This window comes from Hymenobacter saemangeumensis (assembly GCF_039541835.1).
In the GTDB taxonomy this organism is placed as follows: Bacteria; Bacteroidota; Bacteroidia; order Cytophagales; family Hymenobacteraceae; genus Hymenobacter; species Hymenobacter saemangeumensis.
This window is the reverse complement of record NZ_BAABGZ010000067.1, coordinates 42,444-63,954: the sequence shown is the minus strand read 5'-3', so window position 1 is coordinate 63,954 and position 21,511 is coordinate 42,444. Positions and strand designations below refer to the sequence as shown.

13 protein-coding genes are annotated in these 21,511 nt (G+C 63.6%); 8 read left to right on the top strand and 5 right to left on the bottom strand.

Annotated elements, in window-relative coordinates:
• Window positions 1-305 precede the first annotated feature (305 nt).
• Window positions 306-3,026, top strand: coding sequence for an alpha-L-rhamnosidase-related protein (locus ABD919_RS16130; protein ID WP_345237068.1), 2,721 nt, complete (start codon window positions 306-308; stop codon window positions 3,024-3,026).
• A 30-nt stretch (window positions 3,027-3,056) separates the two neighbouring features.
• Here the strand turns inward: ABD919_RS16130 and ABD919_RS16125 are convergent, their stop codons facing one another.
• Window positions 3,057-3,872, bottom strand: coding sequence for an MbnP family protein (locus tag ABD919_RS16125; protein WP_345237067.1), 816 nt, complete (start codon window positions 3,870-3,872; stop codon window positions 3,057-3,059).
• A 224-nt stretch (window positions 3,873-4,096) separates the two neighbouring features.
• Between ABD919_RS16125 and ABD919_RS16120 the strand changes: the two genes are divergently transcribed.
• Window positions 4,097-4,324 carry a hypothetical protein gene (locus ABD919_RS16120; protein WP_345237066.1) on the top strand — a complete coding sequence of 76 codons (228 nt, stop codon included), beginning with the start codon at window positions 4,097-4,099 and terminating at the stop codon, window positions 4,322-4,324.
• Between the two features lie 84 nt (window positions 4,325-4,408).
• Window positions 4,409-5,182, top strand: a complete 774-nt coding sequence (locus ABD919_RS16115) for a fasciclin domain-containing protein (protein ID WP_345237064.1) — start codon at window positions 4,409-4,411, stop codon at window positions 5,180-5,182.
• A gap of 65 nt (window positions 5,183-5,247) precedes the next feature.
• Here the strand turns inward: ABD919_RS16115 and ABD919_RS16110 are convergent, their stop codons facing one another.
• The 3 genes from ABD919_RS16110 to ABD919_RS16100 form a co-directional block, all read right to left on the bottom strand.
• Window positions 5,248-7,209, bottom strand: coding sequence for a T9SS type A sorting domain-containing protein (locus ABD919_RS16110; protein WP_345237063.1), 1,962 nt, complete (start codon window positions 7,207-7,209; stop codon window positions 5,248-5,250).
• A gap of 229 nt (window positions 7,210-7,438) precedes the next feature.
• The gene (locus ABD919_RS16105; protein WP_345237062.1) at window positions 7,439-8,203 is read right to left on the bottom strand and encodes a PASTA domain-containing protein; all 765 of its coding nucleotides are present in this window, start codon (window positions 8,201-8,203) and stop codon (window positions 7,439-7,441) included.
• 39 nt (window positions 8,204-8,242) lie between these two features.
• The gene (locus ABD919_RS16100; protein ID WP_345237061.1) at window positions 8,243-11,017 is read right to left on the bottom strand and encodes a D-alanine--D-alanine ligase family protein; all 2,775 of its coding nucleotides are present in this window, start codon (window positions 11,015-11,017) and stop codon (window positions 8,243-8,245) included.
• Between the two features lie 421 nt (window positions 11,018-11,438).
• Between ABD919_RS16100 and ABD919_RS16095 the strand changes: the two genes are divergently transcribed.
• The 5 genes from ABD919_RS16095 to ABD919_RS16075 all read left to right on the top strand — a co-directional run bounded on the left by ABD919_RS16095 (window position 11,439) and on the right by ABD919_RS16075 (window position 20,662).
• Window positions 11,439-12,638 carry a phosphoglycerate kinase gene (locus ABD919_RS16095; RefSeq protein ID WP_345237060.1) on the top strand — a complete coding sequence of 400 codons (1,200 nt, stop codon included), beginning with the start codon at window positions 11,439-11,441 and terminating at the stop codon, window positions 12,636-12,638.
• A gap of 577 nt (window positions 12,639-13,215) precedes the next feature.
• Window positions 13,216-13,758: a phage tail protein gene (locus ABD919_RS16090; RefSeq protein WP_345237059.1), complete on the top strand. Its 543-nt coding sequence runs from the start codon at window positions 13,216-13,218 to the stop codon at window positions 13,756-13,758.
• Window positions 13,759-13,905: 147 nt separating this feature from the next.
• Window positions 13,906-14,616 (top strand): phage tail protein, encoded by a 711-nt coding sequence (locus ABD919_RS16085; RefSeq protein ID WP_345237058.1) that lies wholly within the window; start codon window positions 13,906-13,908, stop codon window positions 14,614-14,616.
• 71 nt (window positions 14,617-14,687) lie between these two features.
• Window positions 14,688-19,058: an Ig-like domain-containing protein gene (locus ABD919_RS16080; RefSeq protein WP_345237057.1), complete on the top strand. Its 4,371-nt coding sequence runs from the start codon at window positions 14,688-14,690 to the stop codon at window positions 19,056-19,058.
• 332 nt (window positions 19,059-19,390) lie between these two features.
• Window positions 19,391-20,662, top strand: coding sequence for a cation:proton antiporter (locus ABD919_RS16075; protein WP_345237056.1), 1,272 nt, complete (start codon window positions 19,391-19,393; stop codon window positions 20,660-20,662).
• Between the two features lie 415 nt (window positions 20,663-21,077).
• On the opposite strand, the gene ABD919_RS16070 is transcribed toward ABD919_RS16075, so the two are convergent.
• Window positions 21,078-21,425, bottom strand: a complete 348-nt coding sequence (locus tag ABD919_RS16070) for a hypothetical protein (RefSeq protein ID WP_345237055.1) — start codon at window positions 21,423-21,425, stop codon at window positions 21,078-21,080.
• Window positions 21,426-21,511: the final 86 nt, after the last annotated feature.

The following is a 21,511-nucleotide window of genomic DNA, read 5'->3' as shown; positions in this document are numbered from 1 at the left end:
TAACCGCCAGGCGCTGTTGCGGGGCCGAGACCCCGCGCGTCTCGGCATTGAACAGACTGATTGAACCACTTGGGAGTATGACATGCTTACAGCGCGGCACCGCCGACGCGAACCGCAGGCTGGCGTAGCCAATGGGCGCCTCTGCCCGGCTCGCTAACCCGTTTGGGAGGGGTGCAAGTGCCGGTTGGGTAGCGTTATGGCCAGCCCGGCAGGGAGAGGGGGCCGTACGAGCCAACTACTGCTTTATTTGCGGGCTGCTAGCGTGGCGGGCCGGTACTGGCTGCGTCGCCTAGCCTTCCTTACCCATGAAGCAGTACCTCGTTCCCGTCGGTTTTACCCTTGCCTGTACCCTGTTGAGTGCCTGTAATTCGCAAAAAGATAACCAGCACGCCGCTTCTGGTAACGTGGTGTGGCAATCGGAAGCCTACACCCTGTACCGCGACAGCGTGGTGCAGGGCCCGCACGTGGCCCGGGCCCTGTCGGCTACGGAGCTGACCTCTAACTACCAAAGCCCGGCCAATGCGTTTCAGAGCCCGGAAATTATTTTCAAGTTCAGCCTCAACGGCAAGGACAACGAGATGGTGCCGGGCCAGGACCACAAGCTGCTGGCCCTGCCCCAGCCCGGCGCTGAAACGGTAGAGACGCCGCTCATCACCTTCGGGCAGCGCTACGTGGATGCGCGGCCCGCGCCGGCCGATGTGTACCTCGCCCCCAATACCAGGGTGAAGATTCGCCTGGACCTGCGCCCCGTGCTGGCCGACTTTAAAAAGCAGGGCTACTTCACCACGTTCAAAGGCGAGAAAATCTTTAAGGAAGATTTTAAGCACGTATTCGTGGCCGGCGGCACCGCTCCCCTGAGCTGGGACTTCGACAACCTGGTGAACAAGCCCGAGCTGGAGCTGAAAGACCCCGACGGCGACGGCATCTACGAAGTGGTATTGACCCTGAACCAGCCCCAGGCCGCCAAAACCACCGCCAGCCGCTGGCAGCAGAGCATCAACACGGCCGACTTCCCGCAGTACAAGTCGGACTACCCGCTGGCCGATGCGCTCTACAACCTGGCCCTGGAAGAAGCCCGCCGGGCCGTGGAGCCCGACAGCACCTTCCGCACCGGCAAGGAGTGGGCGGGGGTGTGGACGCGCGACATCAGCTACAGCATCATTCTGGCCCAGGCCACGCTGCAGCCCAAAGTGGCCATGAACAGCCTGCTGCGCAAGGTGAGCCCCGACGGCCGCATCATTCAGGATACGGGCACCGGCGGCGCCTACCCCTGCTCTACCGACCGCATGATTTGGGCCGTGGCCGCCTGGGAAATCTACAAGGTGACCGGCGACAAAGCCTGGCTGAAGCGGGTGTTTCCCATCATCAAGAAATCGGTTGAAGACGACGTGCAGAACGCCTACGACCCCGGCACGGGCCTGGTGCGCGGCGAGTCGTCGTTTCTGGACTGGCGCGAGCAAACCTACCCGCGCTGGATGCAGCCCGTCGACATCTACGAGTCGCAGACCCTGGGGACCAACGCCGTGCACTACCAGGCCAACGTGGTGCTGGTGGAAATGGCGCGGCAGCTGGGGCAGGAGGCCGTAGCCCACCGCCACCAGCAGCTGGCCGACAGCATTCGGCAGGGCATGAACCGCCACCTGTGGCTGCCCGAGGCGGGCTACTACGCGCAGTTCCGCTACGGCCGCACCTTTAAAACCTTGTCGCCGCGGGCCGAGGCGCTGGGCGAGGCCCTGAGCGTGCTGTTTGGCGTGGCCGATGAGCAGCGCGGCCGGCAGGTGGTAGCCAAAACGCCCAGCACGGCCTACGGCATCCCCTGCATCTACCCGCAGATTCCGGGCATTCCGCCCTACCACAACAACGCCGTGTGGCCCTTTGTGCAGAGCTTCTGGGCCCTGGCCGGCGCCCGGGCCGGCAACGAGGCCTCGGTGCTGGCAAGCATGGCGGCCATCTACCGCCCGGCGGCTTTGTTTCTGACCAACAAGGAGAACTTCGTGGCCGGCAACGGCGACTTCGCCGGCACGCAAATCAACTCCAGCAACATGCTCTGGAGCTTGTCGGGCAGCCTGGGGCTGGTGTACAAGGTGCTGTTTGGCATGCAGTTCGAAGCCGACTGGCTGATTTTCCGGCCCTTCGTGCCGCAGGCATTTCAGGGCCCGCGCCAGCTGCACAACTTCAGGTACCGCGGGGCAGTGCTCGACATAGCCATGACGGGCTTCGGGCAGGAAATCAAAAGCATCACCCTCGACGGCAAGCCCCTGCCCGATGCCGCCGTGCCGGGTACGCTCACCGGCCGCCATGCCATCCGCATTGAGCTCAGCAGCCAGGCGCCCAAGGAAGCTCCCACCACGAAAGTGGCCAACGCCTTCTCGCCGCAAACGCCCAGCCTGCGCTACGCCAACGGCCGCCTGAGCTGGGACCGGCAGGAAGGGGTGAAGTCGTACCGCGTGCTGCGCAATGGGCAGGCGCTGGCCACTACCAATGGTACGGAGCAGGCTGTTGCCGCCGACGGCTATGCCGAGTACCAGGTTGTTGCTATTGATGGGCAGGGGCTGGAGTCCTTCGCCAGCGAGCCGCTGCCGGTGACGGGGGCGCAGCCCAGCCAGCTGCTGCAGCTGGAAATGCTGGCTCCGGTGGCTGCGCTGCCTTACAAAGGCTACACCGGCGCGGGCTTCGTGGAAATCAGCAAGACGAAGAATACCAGCATTTCCATCCCCGTGGATGTTCCCGCGGCGGGCCTGTATGCCCTGGATTTCCGCTACGCCAACGGCAACGGGCCCATCAACACCGAAAACAAGTGCGCCATTCGAACCCTGCGCCTGGGCACCAAGCAGCTCGGCACCATCGTGCTGCCGCAGCGCGGAGTGGGCGAGTGGTCGAACTGGGGCTATAGCAATGCGGTGCTGGTGCAGCTGGCGCCTGGTAGGCAGCAGCTGACCCTGGCTTTCGAGCCGGCCAATGAAAACATGAACGGCGCAGTAAACCAGGCCATGCTCGACTGCCTGCGCCTCACCCGGGTGAAGTAGCGGCCCGCGGCGCCGGGGCCGCGGGCCGCGCTATTCCTGCACGCCGGCGATGGTGAACATGGAGCTGCGCCCGGGCACGCTGCGCTGGGTGCTGCCGCTGTAGTTGCTGGCCATGCGGTTGGCTTCGGGCCCGCCCACCGCGAAAAAGTCGGTTCCGAACCGCACCGGGTAGGGCCCCTCGAACAGGCGCAGCAGGTTGGTGCGCAGCTGCAGGGCCGGCGTGCGCCCGCCCCGCACCCGGATGACAGTGCCCTGCGGCAGGGCGGGGGCTACTTCCCGCAGGGTGTTGGGCGTGCGCACGCCCCCGATGTGGTAGGACAGCAGCCGGGTGGCTGCGTCGCCCGACTGCGGGGAGTTGCCTTCCATCATCAGGAAGATGTAGCCCTGGGCCCAGCTCCAGAACATGCCGTTGCTGGGGCTGAGGGCACCGGATTGGGCGCCGGCGCTGTTACGCTCCTCGTCCACGCCAATCAGAAAGGAGATGCCCGTGTACTCGCCCACCGGAATGTCGGGCAGCACGAAACGCTTGCCATCGGGCCGGCCGGAACCGGGCCGCTCCTCTTTCACCAGGAAGTAGCTTTCGGGTACCACGTACTCGCTGCCGTCGGCCCGCTGCAGCTTGAAGTTGGACAGGTAGTAGTTGAAGGTCGACACCGTAAAGCTTTCCCCGGCCGGGCTGCTGTAGGTGCGGGTGTCCAGCGTCAGCGGGGCCGTGCCGACCAGGTTTTCCACGGTTACTGCCAGGGGGGCGGTGCTGGGCTCGGGGGCGGGGGCATCCTCGGGCTTGGTAGCGGTGCAGGCTGCCAGCAGAAGCAGCAGGAAGCAGTTGAGCTTGTGTAGGTTCATGAGATAAGCGGGCTATGCCAGCGCCAGCCCTAAAGTACGGTGTTATTTGGCGCCGTACTGGGCGCGGTCAACAGGCTGACTGCCGGTTTTTATTTGGGACTGTATTTGATGAGTCAGCCGCTCATTCAGGCGGGCCTACCGTAGAGCGGCATGGGTTCGCTTGCTTTTAAGCATTACCAGTACCTTATCTTGCCCGTCATCTTCCATTTTCTTAGCTCATTCTTATGCCCTTTGTAGAGGTAGATGGCCGCCTGACCTGGGTGGCCGACGGCAACCAGCCCATCCGCAGCCAGCGGGGGCTAATCGAAAAGGCCGCCCAGCTGCTGGCCGATATGACGACCGAGGAAGAGTATATCTGCATCGACGTGCCGGCCGAAACGGCCGGAGACCCTCCCGTGCAGGTATGCTTTCGCCTGGAGGGCGAAAGTTGGGTGTTTGATAAAATCGCCTGACCCATAGCTGCTTTCCTCCTGCACTCTGCCCTGCTTGTCATCGTATAGCTTCTGCTTTCACCACATCCACCATTCACCAACACCATGAGCACCAAACCATTTATCGGCCTACTTGCCTTGGGTATTGCCCTGGCTATGCCGGCCTTTGCCCAGGAGGGCAAACAAGTCAAAAGTGACGCTGAGAAAACCAAGACCAAGGGCGACGGCATGACTGTCAAAACCAAGGTGGCCGAGGACGATGGCAAAACGAAAGTGAAAGCAAAGTCCACCGCCGGCGACAAGATGAAGTCCAAGACCAAGCCGGAAAAGGTGGATATGAGCACCACGCAGGCGCCCGTCAGCAGTGAGATGCCCGCCCCCAGCCAGAATGAAATGGCCAGCCGTCCGTCCGGCGTAATGGTAGGCGGCGCCCTGATGACGCCCAGCAACGACATCGTCGACAACGCAGTGATGTCCAGCGAGCACACCACTCTGGTGGCGGCGGTGAAAGCAGCGGGTCTGGCCGAAACCTTAAAGGGTACCGGGCCCTTCACGGTGTTTGCGCCCACAAACGCTGCATTCGATAAGCTGCCCGCTGGCACCGTGAACAAGCTGGTGCAGCCCGATATGAAGCCGACGCTCTCCAAAATTCTTACCTACCATGTGGTGCCGGGCCGCCTAACTGCCTCCGACCTTCGCCGCAATGGCCAGACCCTGACCACCGTGCAGGGGGAGAAGCTGACAGTCGGGCTGACCAAGGGCGACCGGGTTATGCTAAAGGATGCCAAAGGCAATGTCGCCACCATCACCATCCCCGATGTTGTATCCAGCAACGGCATTACCCACGTAGTAGATGCCGTGCTGATGCCCGCAAAGTAGCCAGCCCACGTGCAAAAAGGCCCGCTGGACTATCCAGCGGGCCTTTTTGCGTTTAGCGTTGCTGCCTATTCCAGCAGCAGGCGGCGGGTGGCTGTGCTACCATCGGCCAGGGTCAGGCGCAGCACGTAGAGGCCGGGGGACAGGCCGGCCAGGGACAGGTGGCGCTGCCCGGCCTGGGCGGCGGGCTGCTCCCACACGGTACGGCCCAGCGCGTCGAGCAGGGCTGCGCGCGCAAAACCGGGCCCCTCCACGGTTACCAGGCCCTGGGTTGGGTTGGGGTAGAGGGTAAAAGCGGCCGCGTCACGCGCCGGCGCCGTGCCGGTGGCAATGTTGTTGTTCATCACCGGGCGCATCATCAGGTTGCCTTTGGTGCGGATGTCGGCCCGCGTCTGCGTCCAGGTGCCGGTGGTGTTTTCCCAGGAGTAGTTGGCGGGCACCAGGTTGTTGAGGTCGAAGCCGTAGTGCATCTCCCGGCCGTTGGATGGCTGGCTGAAGCCCACGTAAAAAATGCCCGAAACGGCCACCGGGGTGTCGAACGTAGCTTCGTAGTACTCCCAGCCGGCGGGCAGCGGGTTGGGCATGGTGACGGTTTTGCTGGCCAGCACGTTGCCGGGCTGCCCGTTGTTGTCGGCCCACACCTGCACCGTCACGCTGCGGCCCTGGATGTCGCCGGCCGTGTAAATGGGGTAGAGGCGCAGGCCCCGCACCCGGTCGGGCCGGTTCAGGTCGAAGCGGTAAGCCAGGGTCGACAGGGGCAGGGTGGTGCGCGGGAAAAACGTGGTCAGCGCCTCGGCCGTGCCGTCGTCGTAGGCATAGTAGGTGCTCAGGTCCACATCCCGGTAGATGGTGTCGTTGGGCAGGGTGCGGGGCGAGCGTTCCAGGCTTTCGATGGCCAGCGTGTAGCGCAGGCGCTTGGGCTGGGCTGTGGTGGGAATGGCCACCTGTGAAGCGTCGCCCTGCACCGTGTTCAGGCGGGGGATGGTGGTCAGGTTTACCGTGCGGCTGAGCCAGTTGCCCAGCACCGTGCCCGTGTTCAGCTCGCGCACCGTGCCCAGCAGGTTCACGGGCAGCGGGATGGAGCCCGCGTTGAGGTTCATCACGTTTACCCCCAGCTGCGGGTTTAGCTCATCGGCCTGGGAGCCGGCGGCGTTGAACTGCCACACCGGCATGGCCGTGTAGCGGCGCAGCGGGCTGCTCAGCCCCCCCGAGCGGTTGGCGCCCTGCAGGCCCGAGCTGGTCGCGACGTCGGCAAAGGTGGTATCAGCCTGGGGAGAAGGGGCCCGGCGACCGCGCCCGCGGTTCAGCAGCACGTAGTCGACGCTCCAGGTGTCGGCGGCGTAGGAGGAGTTGCCCACGGCCAGAAAGCGGAACTGAAAGGCGCCGTACAGGTAGCGGGCCTGGTCGACGGGAATGACCACCTGCCGGAACGGGGTGGTGGGTACGCCGGTGCTGCGGCCCAGAAAGTTGGGCGAGGCCAGCCAGCCGGGGGCGGTGGTCCAGCGCCCGTTGCTTTCGCGAAACTGCAGGTTCAGGACCACGGGCGTGCTGCTGCTGTTGGCCGTGGCCCCGCCCACGATGCTGCCCGTTTGCCAGGCAAAGCTCAGGTACACCGAGTCGGCCATGGTCAGCCCCGCCAGATTAATGGGCTGGGAAGTCAGCGAGTCGATGTTGGTGTAGATGTTGGCCACCGAGTTGCTGTAGCTGCGCCCGTCGGCCCGCAGGCCGTCGAAGGTCACGGCGCCCCGGGTAGGCGGGTTGATGGCCAGACGGTTGCTCACCAGCGTGCCGCCGCCGGGCAGCCAGAGCTGCACGTTGGGCCGGCCCTCGCGGGGCGTGGTAAAGTCGTCGAAAAAGGGCAGGGCCACCACCGTGGTGCGGGCCAGGGCCGCCGGTTCCCCAACGGTGCGGCTGGCCCGGGCCGGGTCGGCTGTCAGCGGCCGGATAAGCTGCTGGGCCTGCAGGGGCCCGCTGGCCAGCAAAAAACCTGACAAGGCCAGGGCGAACCCGCTGCGGAGTAGTGTCGTCATAAAGTATGCCTTTAGAAGCTCAACGCGCCGGGTAGCCGAAAAAGTGCTTAAATGCCCGCGGTGCTGCCATAATTTACCTGTTGCCTTACTTACTGCTGTTACGGGGTGGCTGCCGAAGCTTCGGTTTTGGTTTCTGGTTTCTTATTAGAACGACACCCAGAAACTAGCAACCAGAAACAAGAAACATTCTGCTACAGTGCGCATCGCATAAGTTCGGGGAGAGCCGCAGTTACTTAGCTATCCACAAATCGACCAGCGCGCCCATGCGGATGGTAGCATCGGGGCCCGCTACCGGGCGCTGCCGCACCACGGTGCCGGGCGTTTGTCCGTCGGCAGCGGCCTGCTCAAACACTTCGCCTACCTGCAGGCCCTGGCCAACCAGTAGCGTGGTGGCTTCGTCCTGGGGCATGTTGATGAGGTTGGGCACGGCAAACTCCTGGTTGCCCTGCCCGTCGCCCACCACCAGGTCGACCTTGGTGCCTTTGGCCACGGGGGCGCCCGGTGCAATCTCCTTGCCGTCGACGAGCTGCTTGAGCACCTGCCCGGCGGCCAGGTCAGGCACCAGCTGCAGCTGGCCCACCACCAGGTCGTAGCTTTTCAGGATGAGCATGGCCGTCTTCGACGAGTTGCCCGTCAGCGTGGGCATCTTGATGACCGGCGGGTTTTTCATGGACACCTGCAGGTAGATTTTGCGGCCTTCCTTTACCTTTTCGCCGGGGGCAGGGTCCTGGGTGAGCACCGTGAAGGGCGCTACGCCGGGGTTGTAGCTGGAGTCGTCCACGAAGTACGCCAGGTTGCGCTCGTCGAGGTAGTCTTCCAGCGTGGCCAGGTTCATGCCCGTCACCTTGGGCACCGTAATGGTTTCGCCGTGGTGGGTGCTGATGGGCAGGTACACGTAAAAGAAGCCCAGCAGCAGCAGCAGCGCCACCACCACAATGATGAAGAGGTGCTTGAAAACGTCGGCTGGGGTATCGGCAGATAAGAACTTAGACATTAGACATCAGACGTTAGACATGAGAAGAAGACTACAGGGTTAGCGAGACAATTTCTCATGTCTCTTGTCTAACGTCTCTTGTCTCTTTTTTCCAAACTCCAGAATCTTATCTACAAACTGGTAGGGCGTGTAGCCGGCGATGGCCGTCTGGTGGAAGATGCAGGTGGCGGGCGTCATGCCGGGCAGGGAGTTCACCTCGATGATGAGCACCTCCACCTCGCCTTCCGGCCGCACCCGCACAAAGGCGTCGATGCGGGCATAGCCCTGAATGTCGAGCACTTCGGCCACGCGGCGCAGCACAGCCTTCACCTCGTTGGAGATGCGCTGCCGCTCGGTGGGGTCGGTGGCGTAGCGGGCCGGGGTGATGTTCTGGCCTTCGCCGGCCAGGAACTTCTCTTCCAGGCTCAGCACCTCGCCGGTAGCCAGGGCCTCGCTGGCTTCAAACACCTCAATCTGCAGCTGGCCCTGCTCGTCGTAGCTGGTGAGCAGGCCGCCGGTGACTTCCAGGAAGTGCGCCGCCCCGTCGCGGCCGATGAGGGTTTCGACCAGGAAGGCATCCTTGCGGGGAAACTCTTCCTTAAAGCCCAGGCTCAGCACCGTGGCCGGGCCTTCGAGCAGGTCTTCCTCGCTGCGGAAGATGAGCTGGCAGAAGGCTTCCAGCTCCGCGCGGCTTTTGATTTTCTTTACGGCCGAGGAGCAGCCGTCGTCGGCCGGCTTGGCAATGAAAGGGTAGGGGAACTGGGTTTCCAGCGCGCGGTAGAAGCCCTCGGCGTCGGCCTGCCACTCCAGCTTGGGGGCCATGCGGTGGTCGGCCACGCGCAGGCCGGCCTCGCGCAGGCGCTTGTTGGTTTCGAACTTGTTGATGGTGACGCTGCTGCTGGCCACGCCCGAGCCGTTGTAGGGCAGGCCGTACTTTTCCAGCTCCTGCTGCAGGGCGCCGTCTTCGCCGGGGCGGCCGTGCAGGGCAATAAACACCTCGTCGGCCAGCTGGGCCAGCTCCTCGAAGGAAATGCGGCGGGGCTGGGCCACCGGCTGCCCGGCGTAGGTGCTGGTGATGCTGCTGGCTTCGCGCCGGATGCGCTCCAGAATGGGGTGGAAGCTGTGCCCGGCCTCGGCGTGCTCAATCTTCTCGCGGATGTCGTCGGCGTTGTCCTTGAGCATTACGTTGATGGGCAGCACGTACAGCTTGTGCTCCTGGGCCGAGCCGGTGAGGAACACCGGCACGGGCGCGTACTTCACCGAGGAGCTGAGCTTCTCGTAGATGTTGCGCCCGCTTTCCACCGAGATGTGGCGCTCGGAGGAGTAGCCGCCCATAATCACGGCCACCCGAATCCGCTCGCTGGCTTCGTGCTGCCGCGAGGCAATGGCGTCGTCGAGCTGGCCGAGCAGCTGGCCCAGTTTCACGGGCCGCAGCCCAGCCCGGCGCCGCGCCGCCAGCGAGGTGCGGATGAGGTATGTCAGGAACTGCGAGGGGTTGAGCCCAATCTCGGCCGCCTGATGGAAGAAGAACGAAGCCGGCAGCATGCCGGAGGTGGTGTTGGGGTCGTTGAGAAAAATCTGTGAGGAGGTGACGGGGTGATGAGGTGAGGAAGGCTCACCTTTTACTTCATCACCATTTACCTCATTACCTACCACGAACCCATCCAGGCGCGCATACACCTGGAAGCCGAAGGTGCGAAACATCTCCTCGCAGGCTTCCCGGATGCGCTGAATCTCGGCTTCGGGCAGGTCGATGGGCGTCACCTTGCGGGCCAGGCCGGGCAGGTACTTCGAGCGGTAGTCGAACACCTCGCTGCCTTTCACAATCTCGGTGGGCGGCAGGGCCAGGGGCAGGCCGTTCGGGTCTTCCACCACAATGCAGCTGAACTCGCGGCCGGCCACGAAGCTTTCCACCAGCACCTGGGTTTCGCCGTCTACGTTGGTCAGACGCACTTGCTCGGCCGTTTCCAGCCGCTCATTCAGGGTGAAAAGCAGTGTTTCGGGGTGGTAGATGGGGGCGGTGTCGTCATCGAGCACCACGGGCAGGCCAATGCCTTCGCGGATGTCGGTCAGGTGCTGCACCCAGGCCAGCTTGTCCTGCTCGCCCAGGCGCTGCCACTCTGCACGGCTTACCACCTTGCGGAACAGGCTGCGCTCCATGGCCGCCTCAAAGCGGGCCAGGTCGTCGTTTTTCAGGATGCTCACGCCAATGCTGGAGCCCTGGCGCGGCGACTTCAGCACCAGCGGCAGGCCCAGCTCCTTCACCAGGTAGCTCAGCGTGGCGCCGTGGTTGGTGCTGTCCCACTCCTGGGCGGTAATTACGCGGTAGGCTGGCGTGGGGCGGCGCAGGGCATGCAGCAGGTTTTTCTGCGCAATCTTATCAATGCCAAAGGCCGAGGGCAGAATGCCCGAGCCGGAGTAGGGGATGCCCAGCCACTCCAGCAGGCCCTGAATGGCGCCGTCCTCCCCGCCGGGGCCGTGCAGGGCCAGGAAGGCGAAGTCCATGAGCAGGGGCAGCTCCTGGGCCTTTACCTCGCGCCCTACCTTGGCAATGGCCCGGAACCGTTCTTCGTGGCCGAGCTCGCCCAGGCTTTCGATGTACACCTGCAGCTGGTGCAGGGACGGTGGCTGCGACTCCACCGGCGGGTAGAAGTCGCGGATGGTGCCTTTATAGATAAACTGCCAGTCGAGCAGAATAAACTGCCCCAGGCTGTCCACGAAGATGGGCACCGGCTGAAACAGGCCCTTGTCCAGGTTGTCGAACACCGTGCGGCCACCGGCAAAGGAAATTTCCCGCTCCCGGGAGGTGCCACCGAAGAAAATACCGATTCTCATAATTGCGCAAAGGTAAGGCGGGGAAGAGGGTGATGAGGTGATGAAGTGATGAGGTGATGAAGGCAGAACGGTAAGCTCCCCTCCTTTTTAAGGAGGGGTTGTTTCAGCCACCGGCTGAAACGGGGGTGGTGCGCGTCGGCAGGCCTTTCGAGCTGTTAAAGCCGAAAGGGAAACCACGTCGGCTTGTGCCTAAAGCGCATGCTGCCCGGCTCGGTTCCGGTTTCACCAACTCACCAAGCCGGCTTTAAAGTCCTGCCGACGCGCACCACCCCAATTTTGCCGCCGGCAAAATATCCCCTCCTTAAAAAAGGAGGGGAGCTTATCGTTCTACCTTTGCAGGCAGCTTCCTTTCACCATCACTCCATCACCTCATCACCTCATCACCTCATCACCTCATCACCTCATCACCTCATCACCACCTATGAACACCCTGGATACCTACAACTTTGCCGGCAAGCGGGCCGTGGTACGCGTCGACTTCAACGTGCCCCTGGACAAAGACCTGCAGATTACCGACGACACCCGCATCCGGATGGCGACGCCCACGGTGATGAAGATTCTCAACGATGGGGGGAGCGTGGTGCTGCTCTCGCACCTGGGCCGGCCCAAGGGCGGACCCGAGGCCAAGTACTCCCTGCGCAGCCTTGTGCAGCGCCTCAGCCAGGAGTATGGCCGCGAAGTGCAGTTTGCCGACGATGTAGCCAGCGACCAAGCCGTAGCAATGGCCCGGGCCCTGCAGCCCGGCCAGGTGCTGCTCTGCGAAAACGTGCGCTTCTACAAAGAGGAAGAAGGCGGCGACGCCGCGTTTGCCGCCAAGCTGGCCCGCCTCGGCGAGGTGTACGTGAACGATGCCTTCGGTACGGCCCACCGCGCCCACGCCTCCACGGCCGTGATGGCCAACTCGTTTGGCGTGCAGGACCGCGTGGGCGGCTACCTGCTGCAGGGCGAGCTCGACAACGCCCGCAAGGTGCTCGACCACGCCGAGCGGCCCTTCACCGCCATCATGGGCGGCGCCAAGATTTCCGACAAAATCCTCATCATCGAAAAGCTGCTCGACAAGGTCGACAACCTGCTCATCGGCGGCGGCATGGCCTACACCTTCGCCGTGGCCGAAGGCGGCTCGGTGGGCAGCTCCCTGCTGGAAGCCGACAAGGTGGAGCTGGCCAGGGAGCTGATTGCCAAAGCCCAGGCCAAGGGCGTGAACTTGGTGCTGCCCACCGACTCGGTCATAGCCAATAAGTTCGCTAACGACGCCGAAACCGGCGAGGCGGCCAACCACAGCATTCCCGAAGGCTGGATGGGCCTGGACCTGGGCCCCGAAAGCCAGGAGCGGTTCGCGGCCATCGTGCGCGACAGCAAAACCATCCTGTGGAACGGCCCCATGGGCGTGTTTGAGATGAGCAACTTCGCCAAGGGCACGGAGGGCGTGGCCCAGGCCATTGCCGATGCCACCGAAAAAGGGGCCTATAGCCTCATTGGCGGCGGCGACTCGGCCGCGGCCGTGCAGCAGCTGGGCTTTGGCGAGCAGGTAAGCTATATCAGCACCGGCGGCGGCGCCCTGCTGGAGTTTATGGAAGGCAAGGAGCTGCCCGGTGTGACGGCCCTGGAAGCCACGGCCTAGCTGCTACCCAGCATGATAACAGAAAAAGCCCCGGTACCCAGGTACCGGGGCTTTTTTGTGGCCGCGCCCCGGCAGCTGGCATCGCGTGCGGATGGTAGCAGTCCCGGCCGGAGCTACAGCAGCTGTAAGTATTCGTGCTTGAATCTGAACAGATAAAATAAGCAAAGTGAAATTGATTCCTGAAAAAAAGGCTGATTGATGGTACAGATATGAATTTGATTTCCGACATTTGGCCCGCTTCCACATATAGGATATAGTTGCTTCTACCCCTTTTTCGCAACGGATGCGCCGCCCCCTGGGTGCATCTTACTGCTCTACTGATAAAGCGCTGACATTCGGCGTTTTTATTGAGCCATCCTTCACTTGTACTGGTTAGGAAAGGGCCTAGCTCTTGTGTCCCTTCCCCTCAAGCCAGGGTTCCCGTCAGTCATTGGTGGCCAAGTGTGCCTACCCTTGATTTCCTGCCCGGATTAGGCCCGTCACGTTCGGAATAACCCCGCCTGTATGGCCTGGGCAGCTCCTGTGTGGCTTTTGCACACTGCAAAAGCCTGGTACCATCTTTTTCTTTTTTGAATTCATGGATGAATTTATAGGCATCATCAAAATTTTTGCCGGCAACTTCGCGCCCCGCGGCTGGGCCATCTGCGACGGCAGCCTGCTTCCCATTTCTCAGAACACGGCCCTTTTTTCGCTACTGGGCACCATGTACGGGGGCAACGGAACAACCACCTTTGCTTTGCCCGACCTGCGGGGCCGCGTGCCGGTAGGCGTAGGGCAGGGCCCGGGCCTGAGCCCGTACACCCAGGGCCAGCTCTCGGGCTCGGAAAATGTGACGCTGACCACCGGGCAGATGCCGGCCCACAACCACCTGCTGAACGGGTCCAGCACGCCGGGCACCACCGACGCGCTGGCCGGCAACTTCCTGGCCCTGCCCAACGGCACCACCAACAACACCGAAGAAGCAGTGACGGTACACGCCTACGGGCCCAGCGCCAACGTGACGGCCAACCCCGCCGCCATAGGTGCTGCCGGCGGCAACCAGCCCGTACCGGTGCTGCAGCCCCTGCTGGCCATCAACTACATCATTTGCCTGGAAGGCATTTACCCTTCCCGCAACTAATGCCCCGAAGCGAGAAAAGCCCCGGCTTTTCTCGCTTCCTGCTTTGGGGCCGGCCCTGGCGACAAGCGGCCAGCGCCACCTTAAACCGAAGATTGGCCACAACTCTGACAAACAAGCTTTCACTCACCTTTTTCCCCCACAACACTTATGAGACTACTCGCTACATCTTCCGGTTTTGTTTCGGTAGGCCAGCAGGCCGCCCAGGGTGCCGACCAGGAGCGCCGCAGCTGGCTAAAGCGCCTGGGCGCCGCCATGGGCCTCGGCCTGCTTGGCGGCCCCGCCATGGCTGCCGCCCGGCCGGCCGCAGTACAGGGCACGGAAGCCTACATCGGTGAAATCATGCTCTTTGCGGGCAACTTTGCCGTGCAGAACTTTGCCATCTGCAACGGGCAGCTACTGTCGATTGCGCAGAACACGGCCTTGTTTTCCATTCTGGGCACCACCTACGGCGGCAACGGCCAAACCACTTTCGCCCTGCCCGACCTGCGGGGCCGCTTTCCGATGAACTTCGGCCAGGGACCGGGCTTGCCCAACTATTCGCTGGGGCAGGTGGCGGGCACGCCTACGGTCACCCTGCTCAACACCCAGATGCCGGCCCATACCCACGCCCTGAACGTGTCGGGCAACGCGGCCAGCAGCGCCACCCCGGGCGGCAACTACCTCGCCGTGCCCAATGGCATCACGGCATCCACCGAAGAATCGGTGGCCATCAATGCCTATGGCGGTGCGCCCACGGCTCAGGCCAACCCGAGCGCCATCGGTGCTTCCGGTGGAAGCCAGCCGTTCAGCATCATGAATCCTTACCTGGCGCTGAATTTCCAGATTTGCGTGCAGGGAATCTTCCCGCCCCGGCAATAGCCGCCAGAAAATAGCGGCGGGCTTCAGGCGCATTGGCAGCTTGGCTGCCTTCATCTTTTCTTTTACTTCATATGAAAAACAGACATAGAACCCCGTGGTGGAGGCCACTGCTCCTTCCCGGCTGGGCGCTGGTTGCGCTGCTGCTCGGCCTGGCCCTGCGCGGGCAGGCCCAGGTGGTGTACACCCTGGTAGATGCCGGCGCTGGCACCACTGCGGATGAGCTGCGGCGCGTTAACCTGAATGGAACCGGCGACGCCGTGCTGCAAACCAACTTCGCGGCCACACCGGGGACGGTGGTGGTGGACCTGGCCAACAACCGCCTGCTGGTGGCCGACGTGCGCACGGCCACGGCCACCAACCCCGAATACATGAAGATTGTGGCCGTGAGCCTGGCCCCCGGCAACGCCGTAAGTACCTTTTTTACCCCTGGGCTAATTGGCGGCGCCAATACCAGCCTGCGGGGAATGGCGCTGGATAAGGCCAACAACTTCCTCTACTACACCGTGCAGGATGCGGCGGCGGGCACGACCGCCGACCAGCTGCGGCGTATCAACCTCGACGGCACGGGCGACGTGCTGATTAAGGACAACTTCGCCGCCTCGCCGGGCCCCCTGGTGGTGGACTTGGCCAACAACCGCCTGCTGGTGGCCGATGTGCGCACGGCCACGGCCACCAACCCCGAGTACATGAAGATTGTGGCCGTGAGCCTGGCCCCCGGCAACGCCGTGACCACTTTCCTGACCCCGGCCCTGATTGGCGGCGCCAACACGGCCCTGAACGGCCTGGCGCTGGACAAGGTGAACAACCACTTGTACTATAGCATCACGGATGCCGCGGCCACCACCACGGCCGACCAGCTGCGGCGCATCAACCTCAACGGGACGGGCGACGTGCTGGTGAAGGACAACTTCGCGGCCACGCCCGGCACCATTGCCCTGGACCTGGCCAACAACCGCTTGCTGGTGGCCGACGTGCGCACAAGCACGGCGGCAGCCCCCACCAACAGCAAAATCGTGGCCGTGAGCCTGGCGGCGGGCAATGCCGTCAGCACCTTTCTCACGCCCGGCCTGATTGGGGGCAACAGCACCATGCTGAGCGGACTGGCGGTGTTCGACCAGGACCTGGCCACCGTAACTACCGCAGTAGCCAGCAGCATCACCACCACTGGGGCTACCCTGGGCGGCAACGTAAGCTCGGATGGCGGCGTGAGCGTAAGCGAGCGGGGGGTGGTGTATAGCACCTCGAACATGGTGCCCACCACGGCCAATACCAAGGTTATTATTGGCAGTGGCACGGGGGCTTTCTCCCAGGCGGTAAGCGGGCTGAGTGCCAGCACCACCTACTACGTGCGGGCCTACGCCATCAATGCCATCGGTACCGCCTACGGCGCGGTTCAAACCTTTACCACGCCGGCGGCACCCACCACGGTGACGGCCATCAACCGGGTAGGGGGCAGCCTGACCAACGCGGCCAGCGTCAGCTTTACCGTGACTTTTGCGGCGAGCGTTACCGGGCTCAGCGCCAGCAACTTTTCGCTGACCACTTCCGGCCTGAGCGGCGCCAGCGTGAGCGGGGTGTCGGGCTCGGGCACGACGTATACCGTGACTGTGAATACAGGAACGGGCAGCGGCAGCCTGCAGCTAAACCTGGCCAACAGCACGGGCATGTCGCCGTCGGTGTCGAACGTGCCCTTTGCCGGGCAGTCATTTACCATCGACCGGGTGGCGCCGCCGGCCCCGGTACTGCTGACGCCGCCCAATGGCAGCACGTTGAACAACCCGACGCCATCGTATACCGGCACCGGGGAAGCCGGCACGACCATTATCATCATCGTTGATGGAAGTCCCATTGGTACCACGCCAGCCGATGCGGCAGGTAACTGGTCGTTTACCCAACCCTCAGCTCTGACCCAGGGTGCCCATACGGCCCGCGCCACTGCTACCGATGCGGCCGGCAATATCAGTCCCAGCAGCAACACCAACACCTTCACGGTAGACACCGTGCCGCCGGCTGCTCCAGTGGTAGCCCTGCCGGCCAATGGCAGCCTGCTGAACACGGTCACGCCAACCTACAGCGGCACAGCCGAAGCCGGCAGCACGGTCACGGTCATCGTCGACGGCAGCCCCCTGGGCACCACTACCGCCAGTGCCGGCGGAGCCTGGTCGTTTGCCCAACCCACGGCCCTGACGCAAGGAGCCCACACGGTACGGGCCACGGCGACAGATGCGGCGGGCAACGTCAGCCCCAACAGCAACACCAACACCTTTACCGTGGACACTACGGCTCCCACGGTGGCCGTCAGCAGCACGGCCAGCAACCCGACCAACAGCTCGCCCATTCCCGTAACGGTGACCTTCTCGGAGGCTGTGAGCGGCTTTGTGGCTGGCGACGTGACGGTGAGCAACGGCACAGTAAGCGGCTTCAGCGGCAGCGGCAGCGTGTACACGTTCAACGTGACGCCGACGGCTGGCGGCACGGTGACAGTAAACATTGCGGCGGGCGTGGCCCAGGACGCGGCCGGCAACGGCAACACCGCGGCGCCGACCTTCACCATTACCTACAACGCCCCGGTGACGGCCTCGACTTGGACCGGGGCCGTGAGCACCGACTGGTTTGTGGCAGCCAACTGGACCGACGGCGTGCCCGGCTCGACCGTCGACGCCGTGATTGGCTCCGGTGCCCCACGCTACCCGGTGATTTCGGCCGGCACGGCCCTGGCCGACGACCTGACCCTGAACGGCGGGGCCACCCTGACCATGACCGGCGGCACGCTGGATGTGAAAAACACCTGGACCAACAACGGCACGTTCACGGCCCCGGGCGGCACGGTGGCTTTCACCAGCGCCGGCGGGCAGACGGTGGGCGGCAGCAGCGCTACGCGCTTCTGGAACCTGCGCATCAACTCAGCCGGGGCGACGCTGAACGGTGCCGCCAGCGTGCAGCGCCTGCTCACGCTCAACGGCAACCTGGACGTGAACGGGCAGCTGTTAACGCTGGAGTCGACGCCGACCTTGTCGGCCATGGTGTTCAACAACGGCGGGGTGCTGATTGGCAACGCCACGGTGCAGCGCGCCATCGACCCCAGCCTGAACCCCGGCGCCGGCTACCGCCACCTCAGCTCGCCGGTGGTGAGCACCACCGTGGCCGACCTGGCCACCAGCGGCTTCACGCCCGTGGTGAACCCGGCCTATAACAGCGCGGCCGCCCCGGCCAACGTGACGCCTTTCCCCACCGTGTTTGGCTACGACGAGGCCCGCCTGGGCACGGCCAGCAACAACCTGTCGGCCTTCGACAAGGGCTGGTTCTCGCCGGCCTCGCTGGGCAGCGTGCTGGAGCAGGGCCGCGGCTACACTGTCAACCTCAGCGCCAGCCAGACCGTGGACTTCGTGGGTGCCTTGCACAACGGCACCCTGGCCAAGACGCTGAGCCGCGACAGCGGCCCGCTGGCTTCGGAGGCCGGCTGGCACCACGTGGGCAACCCCTACGCCTCGCCCCTGGACTGGACCCTGGTGGCCCCGGCCGACCGCGCCAACTTGGACGCGTCGATGTACGTGTTTGAAAGCACCAGCCAGTACGGGGGCATGTACCGGGCCTACGTGAACGGCATCGGCGGCAACCCGCAGATTGGGGTGGCCCAGGGCTTTTGGGTGCGCGTGAGCAGCGGGCAGACCAGCGGCACGCTCACCTTCCGCAACAGCCAGCGCCTGACCGCCTTCACCAACGTGCCCGTGCGGCGCGGCGCGGCCGATAGCCGGCCCCTGCTGCAGCTGCAGCTGCGCAGCAGCACCGGCCTGACGGATGCGGCCTACGTGTACTTCGAGGCCGGCGCCACGGCCGGCGCCGACGCGGCCTTTGACGCCGTGAAGCTGGCCAACCCCACGGGCCTGAACCTGGCCGCGCTGGCCGGAAATGAGGCCCTGGCCATTCAGGGCCTGCCCCTGCCGGGCAGCACGGAAGTGGTGGTGCCGCTGCAGCTGCGCGTGCCGGCCTCCGGCAGCTACACCCTGCACGCGGCCGAGCTGGCGAACCTGGGCAGCACCCCGGCCTACCTGCGCGACCGGCTTACCGACGCCCTGGTCGACCTGAGCCAGCAGCCCAACTACTCGTTCACGCTCAACGCAGCCAGCACGACCCCGCGCTTTGAGCTGGTGTTCGGGCCCCGGCAGCTGCTGGGCACGGCCGCGGCCAGCCTGAGCGCCCAGGTGGCCCTGTACCCCAACCCGGCCCGCCAGGCCGTGACGGTGGAGCTGCCCGCCAGCCTGAGCCGCTCGGCATCAACCGTCGAGCTGGTCGATGCCCTGGGGCGCGTGCTGCGGACGCAGGCACTGACCGCCGGGCTGGGTACGCAGCAGCTCTCGCTGCACGAGGTAGCAGCGGGGGTATACTCCGTGCGCATTGCTACTGCCCAGGGAGTGGTGGTGAAGAAGCTGGTGGTAGAATAGGCTTCCACTGGCTTCGGGTTTGATAAAAACGGCCCCTAACTATGCTTTTCGTATAGTTGGGGGCCGTTTTGTTTGAGAGTCAATAGTGCTAGGCGAAGCGTTAAGGAGTATCTCTAGCTACTCTGGATATTGGCTCGGAGTAAGATATAGGCAGTTGATAAACAGGGGCTGTTATAAATCTGGCCACACTTTTTAAGGAGAAAAGCTGACCTGTGGCCCACATTTGAAGCGGGGAATTAAATTGGGTTGAAGGTGGAGTGTGCTTGCTGTGGAACGCCGGCGAGCAACCCGGGCGCGTAACTTGCAGCCCGACTTTTTCGCTAATCCCTGCTATGGAATTATACTCTGCCCTTTCCCTGCTCGTGGTGCTGGCCGCGGCCTTCGCCTATGTAAACCACCGCTACATGCGGCTGCCCACCACTATTGGGCTGATGGTGCTGGGGCTGGCTTCCTCGCTGCTGGTGGTGGGGCTGGGGCGCCTGGGCGTGGTGCCGATACTGGATTTGGGCAAGCTGGTGCGCAGCCTCGACTTCAGCGAGCTGCTGATGGAAGTGATGCTGGGCTTTCTGCTATTTGCAGGGGCGCTGCACACCGACGTGCGCTCGCTGGGGCAGGAGCGGGGCGCAGTGGCTTCGCTGGCCTTGGTAGGCACGGTGCTTTCCACTCTGCTGGTAGCCGGGGCTATGTACAAGCTGCTGCCGCTGGTAGGGCTGGGGCTGCCATTTATCGACTGCCTGCTGTTTGGGGCGTTGATTTCGCCCACCGACCCCATTGCTGTGCTGGGCATTCTGCGGCAGGCGCGCATTCCCCCGCAGCTGGAAATCAGGGTGGTAGGCGAGTCGCTGTTCAACGACGGCGTGGGCGTAGTGATTTTTATGAGCCTGCTGCAGGTAGCGCACCAGGGCGCCGACAGCCTCAGCGCGAGCGACATGGCGGGCTTATTTGCCCGCGAGGCCGTGGGCGGGGTGCTGCTGGGCGCCGGGCTGGGCTTCGCTGGCTACTGGCTGCTGCGCTCCATCGACCAGTACCAGGTGGAGGTGCTCATTACCCTGGCCCTGGTGATGGGCGGCACTGCCCTGGCCGGGGGCCTGCACACCTCGGGCCCCCTGGCCATGGTGGTGGCTGGGCTCATCATTGGGACGAAGGGCCGGGCCAAGGGCATGTCGGATGTGACGCGGGAGTACCTCGACAAGTTCTGGGAGCTGGTGGATGAGGTGCTGAACGCCCTGTTGTTCGTGCTCATTGGCCTGGAGATGCTGGTGCTGCACTTCGAGCGCCTGTACCTGGCCGTGGGCTTGGGTGTGGTGCTGGTGGTACTGGCCATCCGGGCGCTGTCGGTAGGATTGCCGCTGGCGCTGCTGCGGCCGCAGCAGCGCTATGGCCTGAAGGGCCTGGCCGTGCTCACCTGGGGCGGCTTGCGGGGCGGCATTTCCGTTGCGCTGGCATTGTCGCTGCCCACCGCCCTGGCCTCGCGCGACATGCTGATTGGCATCACCTACGTGGTGGTGGTGTTTTCCATCCTGGTGCAGGGCCTGAGCATAGGCAAGCTGGTGCAGCGCCTGGGCCTGGCCGGGCAGGGGCCCGCGTCAGACGGGCATCATTAGGAGGAATTAGGGATTAGGGATTAGGGATTGAGGATGTTCTCGGGAAGTTCTCGTGCATTGTGCTCCTCTGGCATGCACGTAGTGCAGCATCTCTGCGCTTCTTTGAACGACTCAGACGAAGCCACAGGGAGGCTGTACCGCACGCATGCTGGAGGAGCAGGCGATTTATGCTCGTCCCAAAGTGCATTGCGGAACGTCTGGCGGATGTAGAGACGCAACATTTTGCGTCTCATTGTTGAACGATACCCGAACGATACTAACGGAGCAATTCCGGCTTTAATGGCGCAGTCCCGCAGACGCAAAATGTTGCGTCTCTACATCGTTCAGGTTTCGCAGACCATTTCGCGAGAAGTATAATAATTACCAGGCAACTACCTGAACATCTAATCCCTAATCCCTAATCCCTAATACCTAATTACTCTTGGCCTTCGAGCAGCTGCAGCAGCTCGTCGGCGGCTTTCTCGATATCGGAGTAGCCTTGCTGGGCGGCGCGCTCCTTGGCGGCGATGAGGCCGTCGCGGTGAACCGTCTTAAAGTCACCGTAGGGGAATTTGTAGCGGCCTTTGCTGTCTTCGCCCTTGCTCATGTCCAGGCCCAGGTGCCAGTTGCCGTACTCTTCCAGCTCGTGCTCTTCCAGGAAGGCGTTTTCCTGGTCGGTATCGGGGTTGTGCTCGCGCCAGTGGCCCTGGTCGTTCTGGAGCTTGCCGTCCTGAATCAGGCGCCGGGCGTAGATGACAGCTTGGGGATTTAAGGAGACACTCATGGTAGCGGCGTGAAAGGTGGAACGCAGGCTTTACGGGCCGGCTGCCGCTTCGTTAGGCCGAGCTTACTGCGCTGCCCGGTGGCATA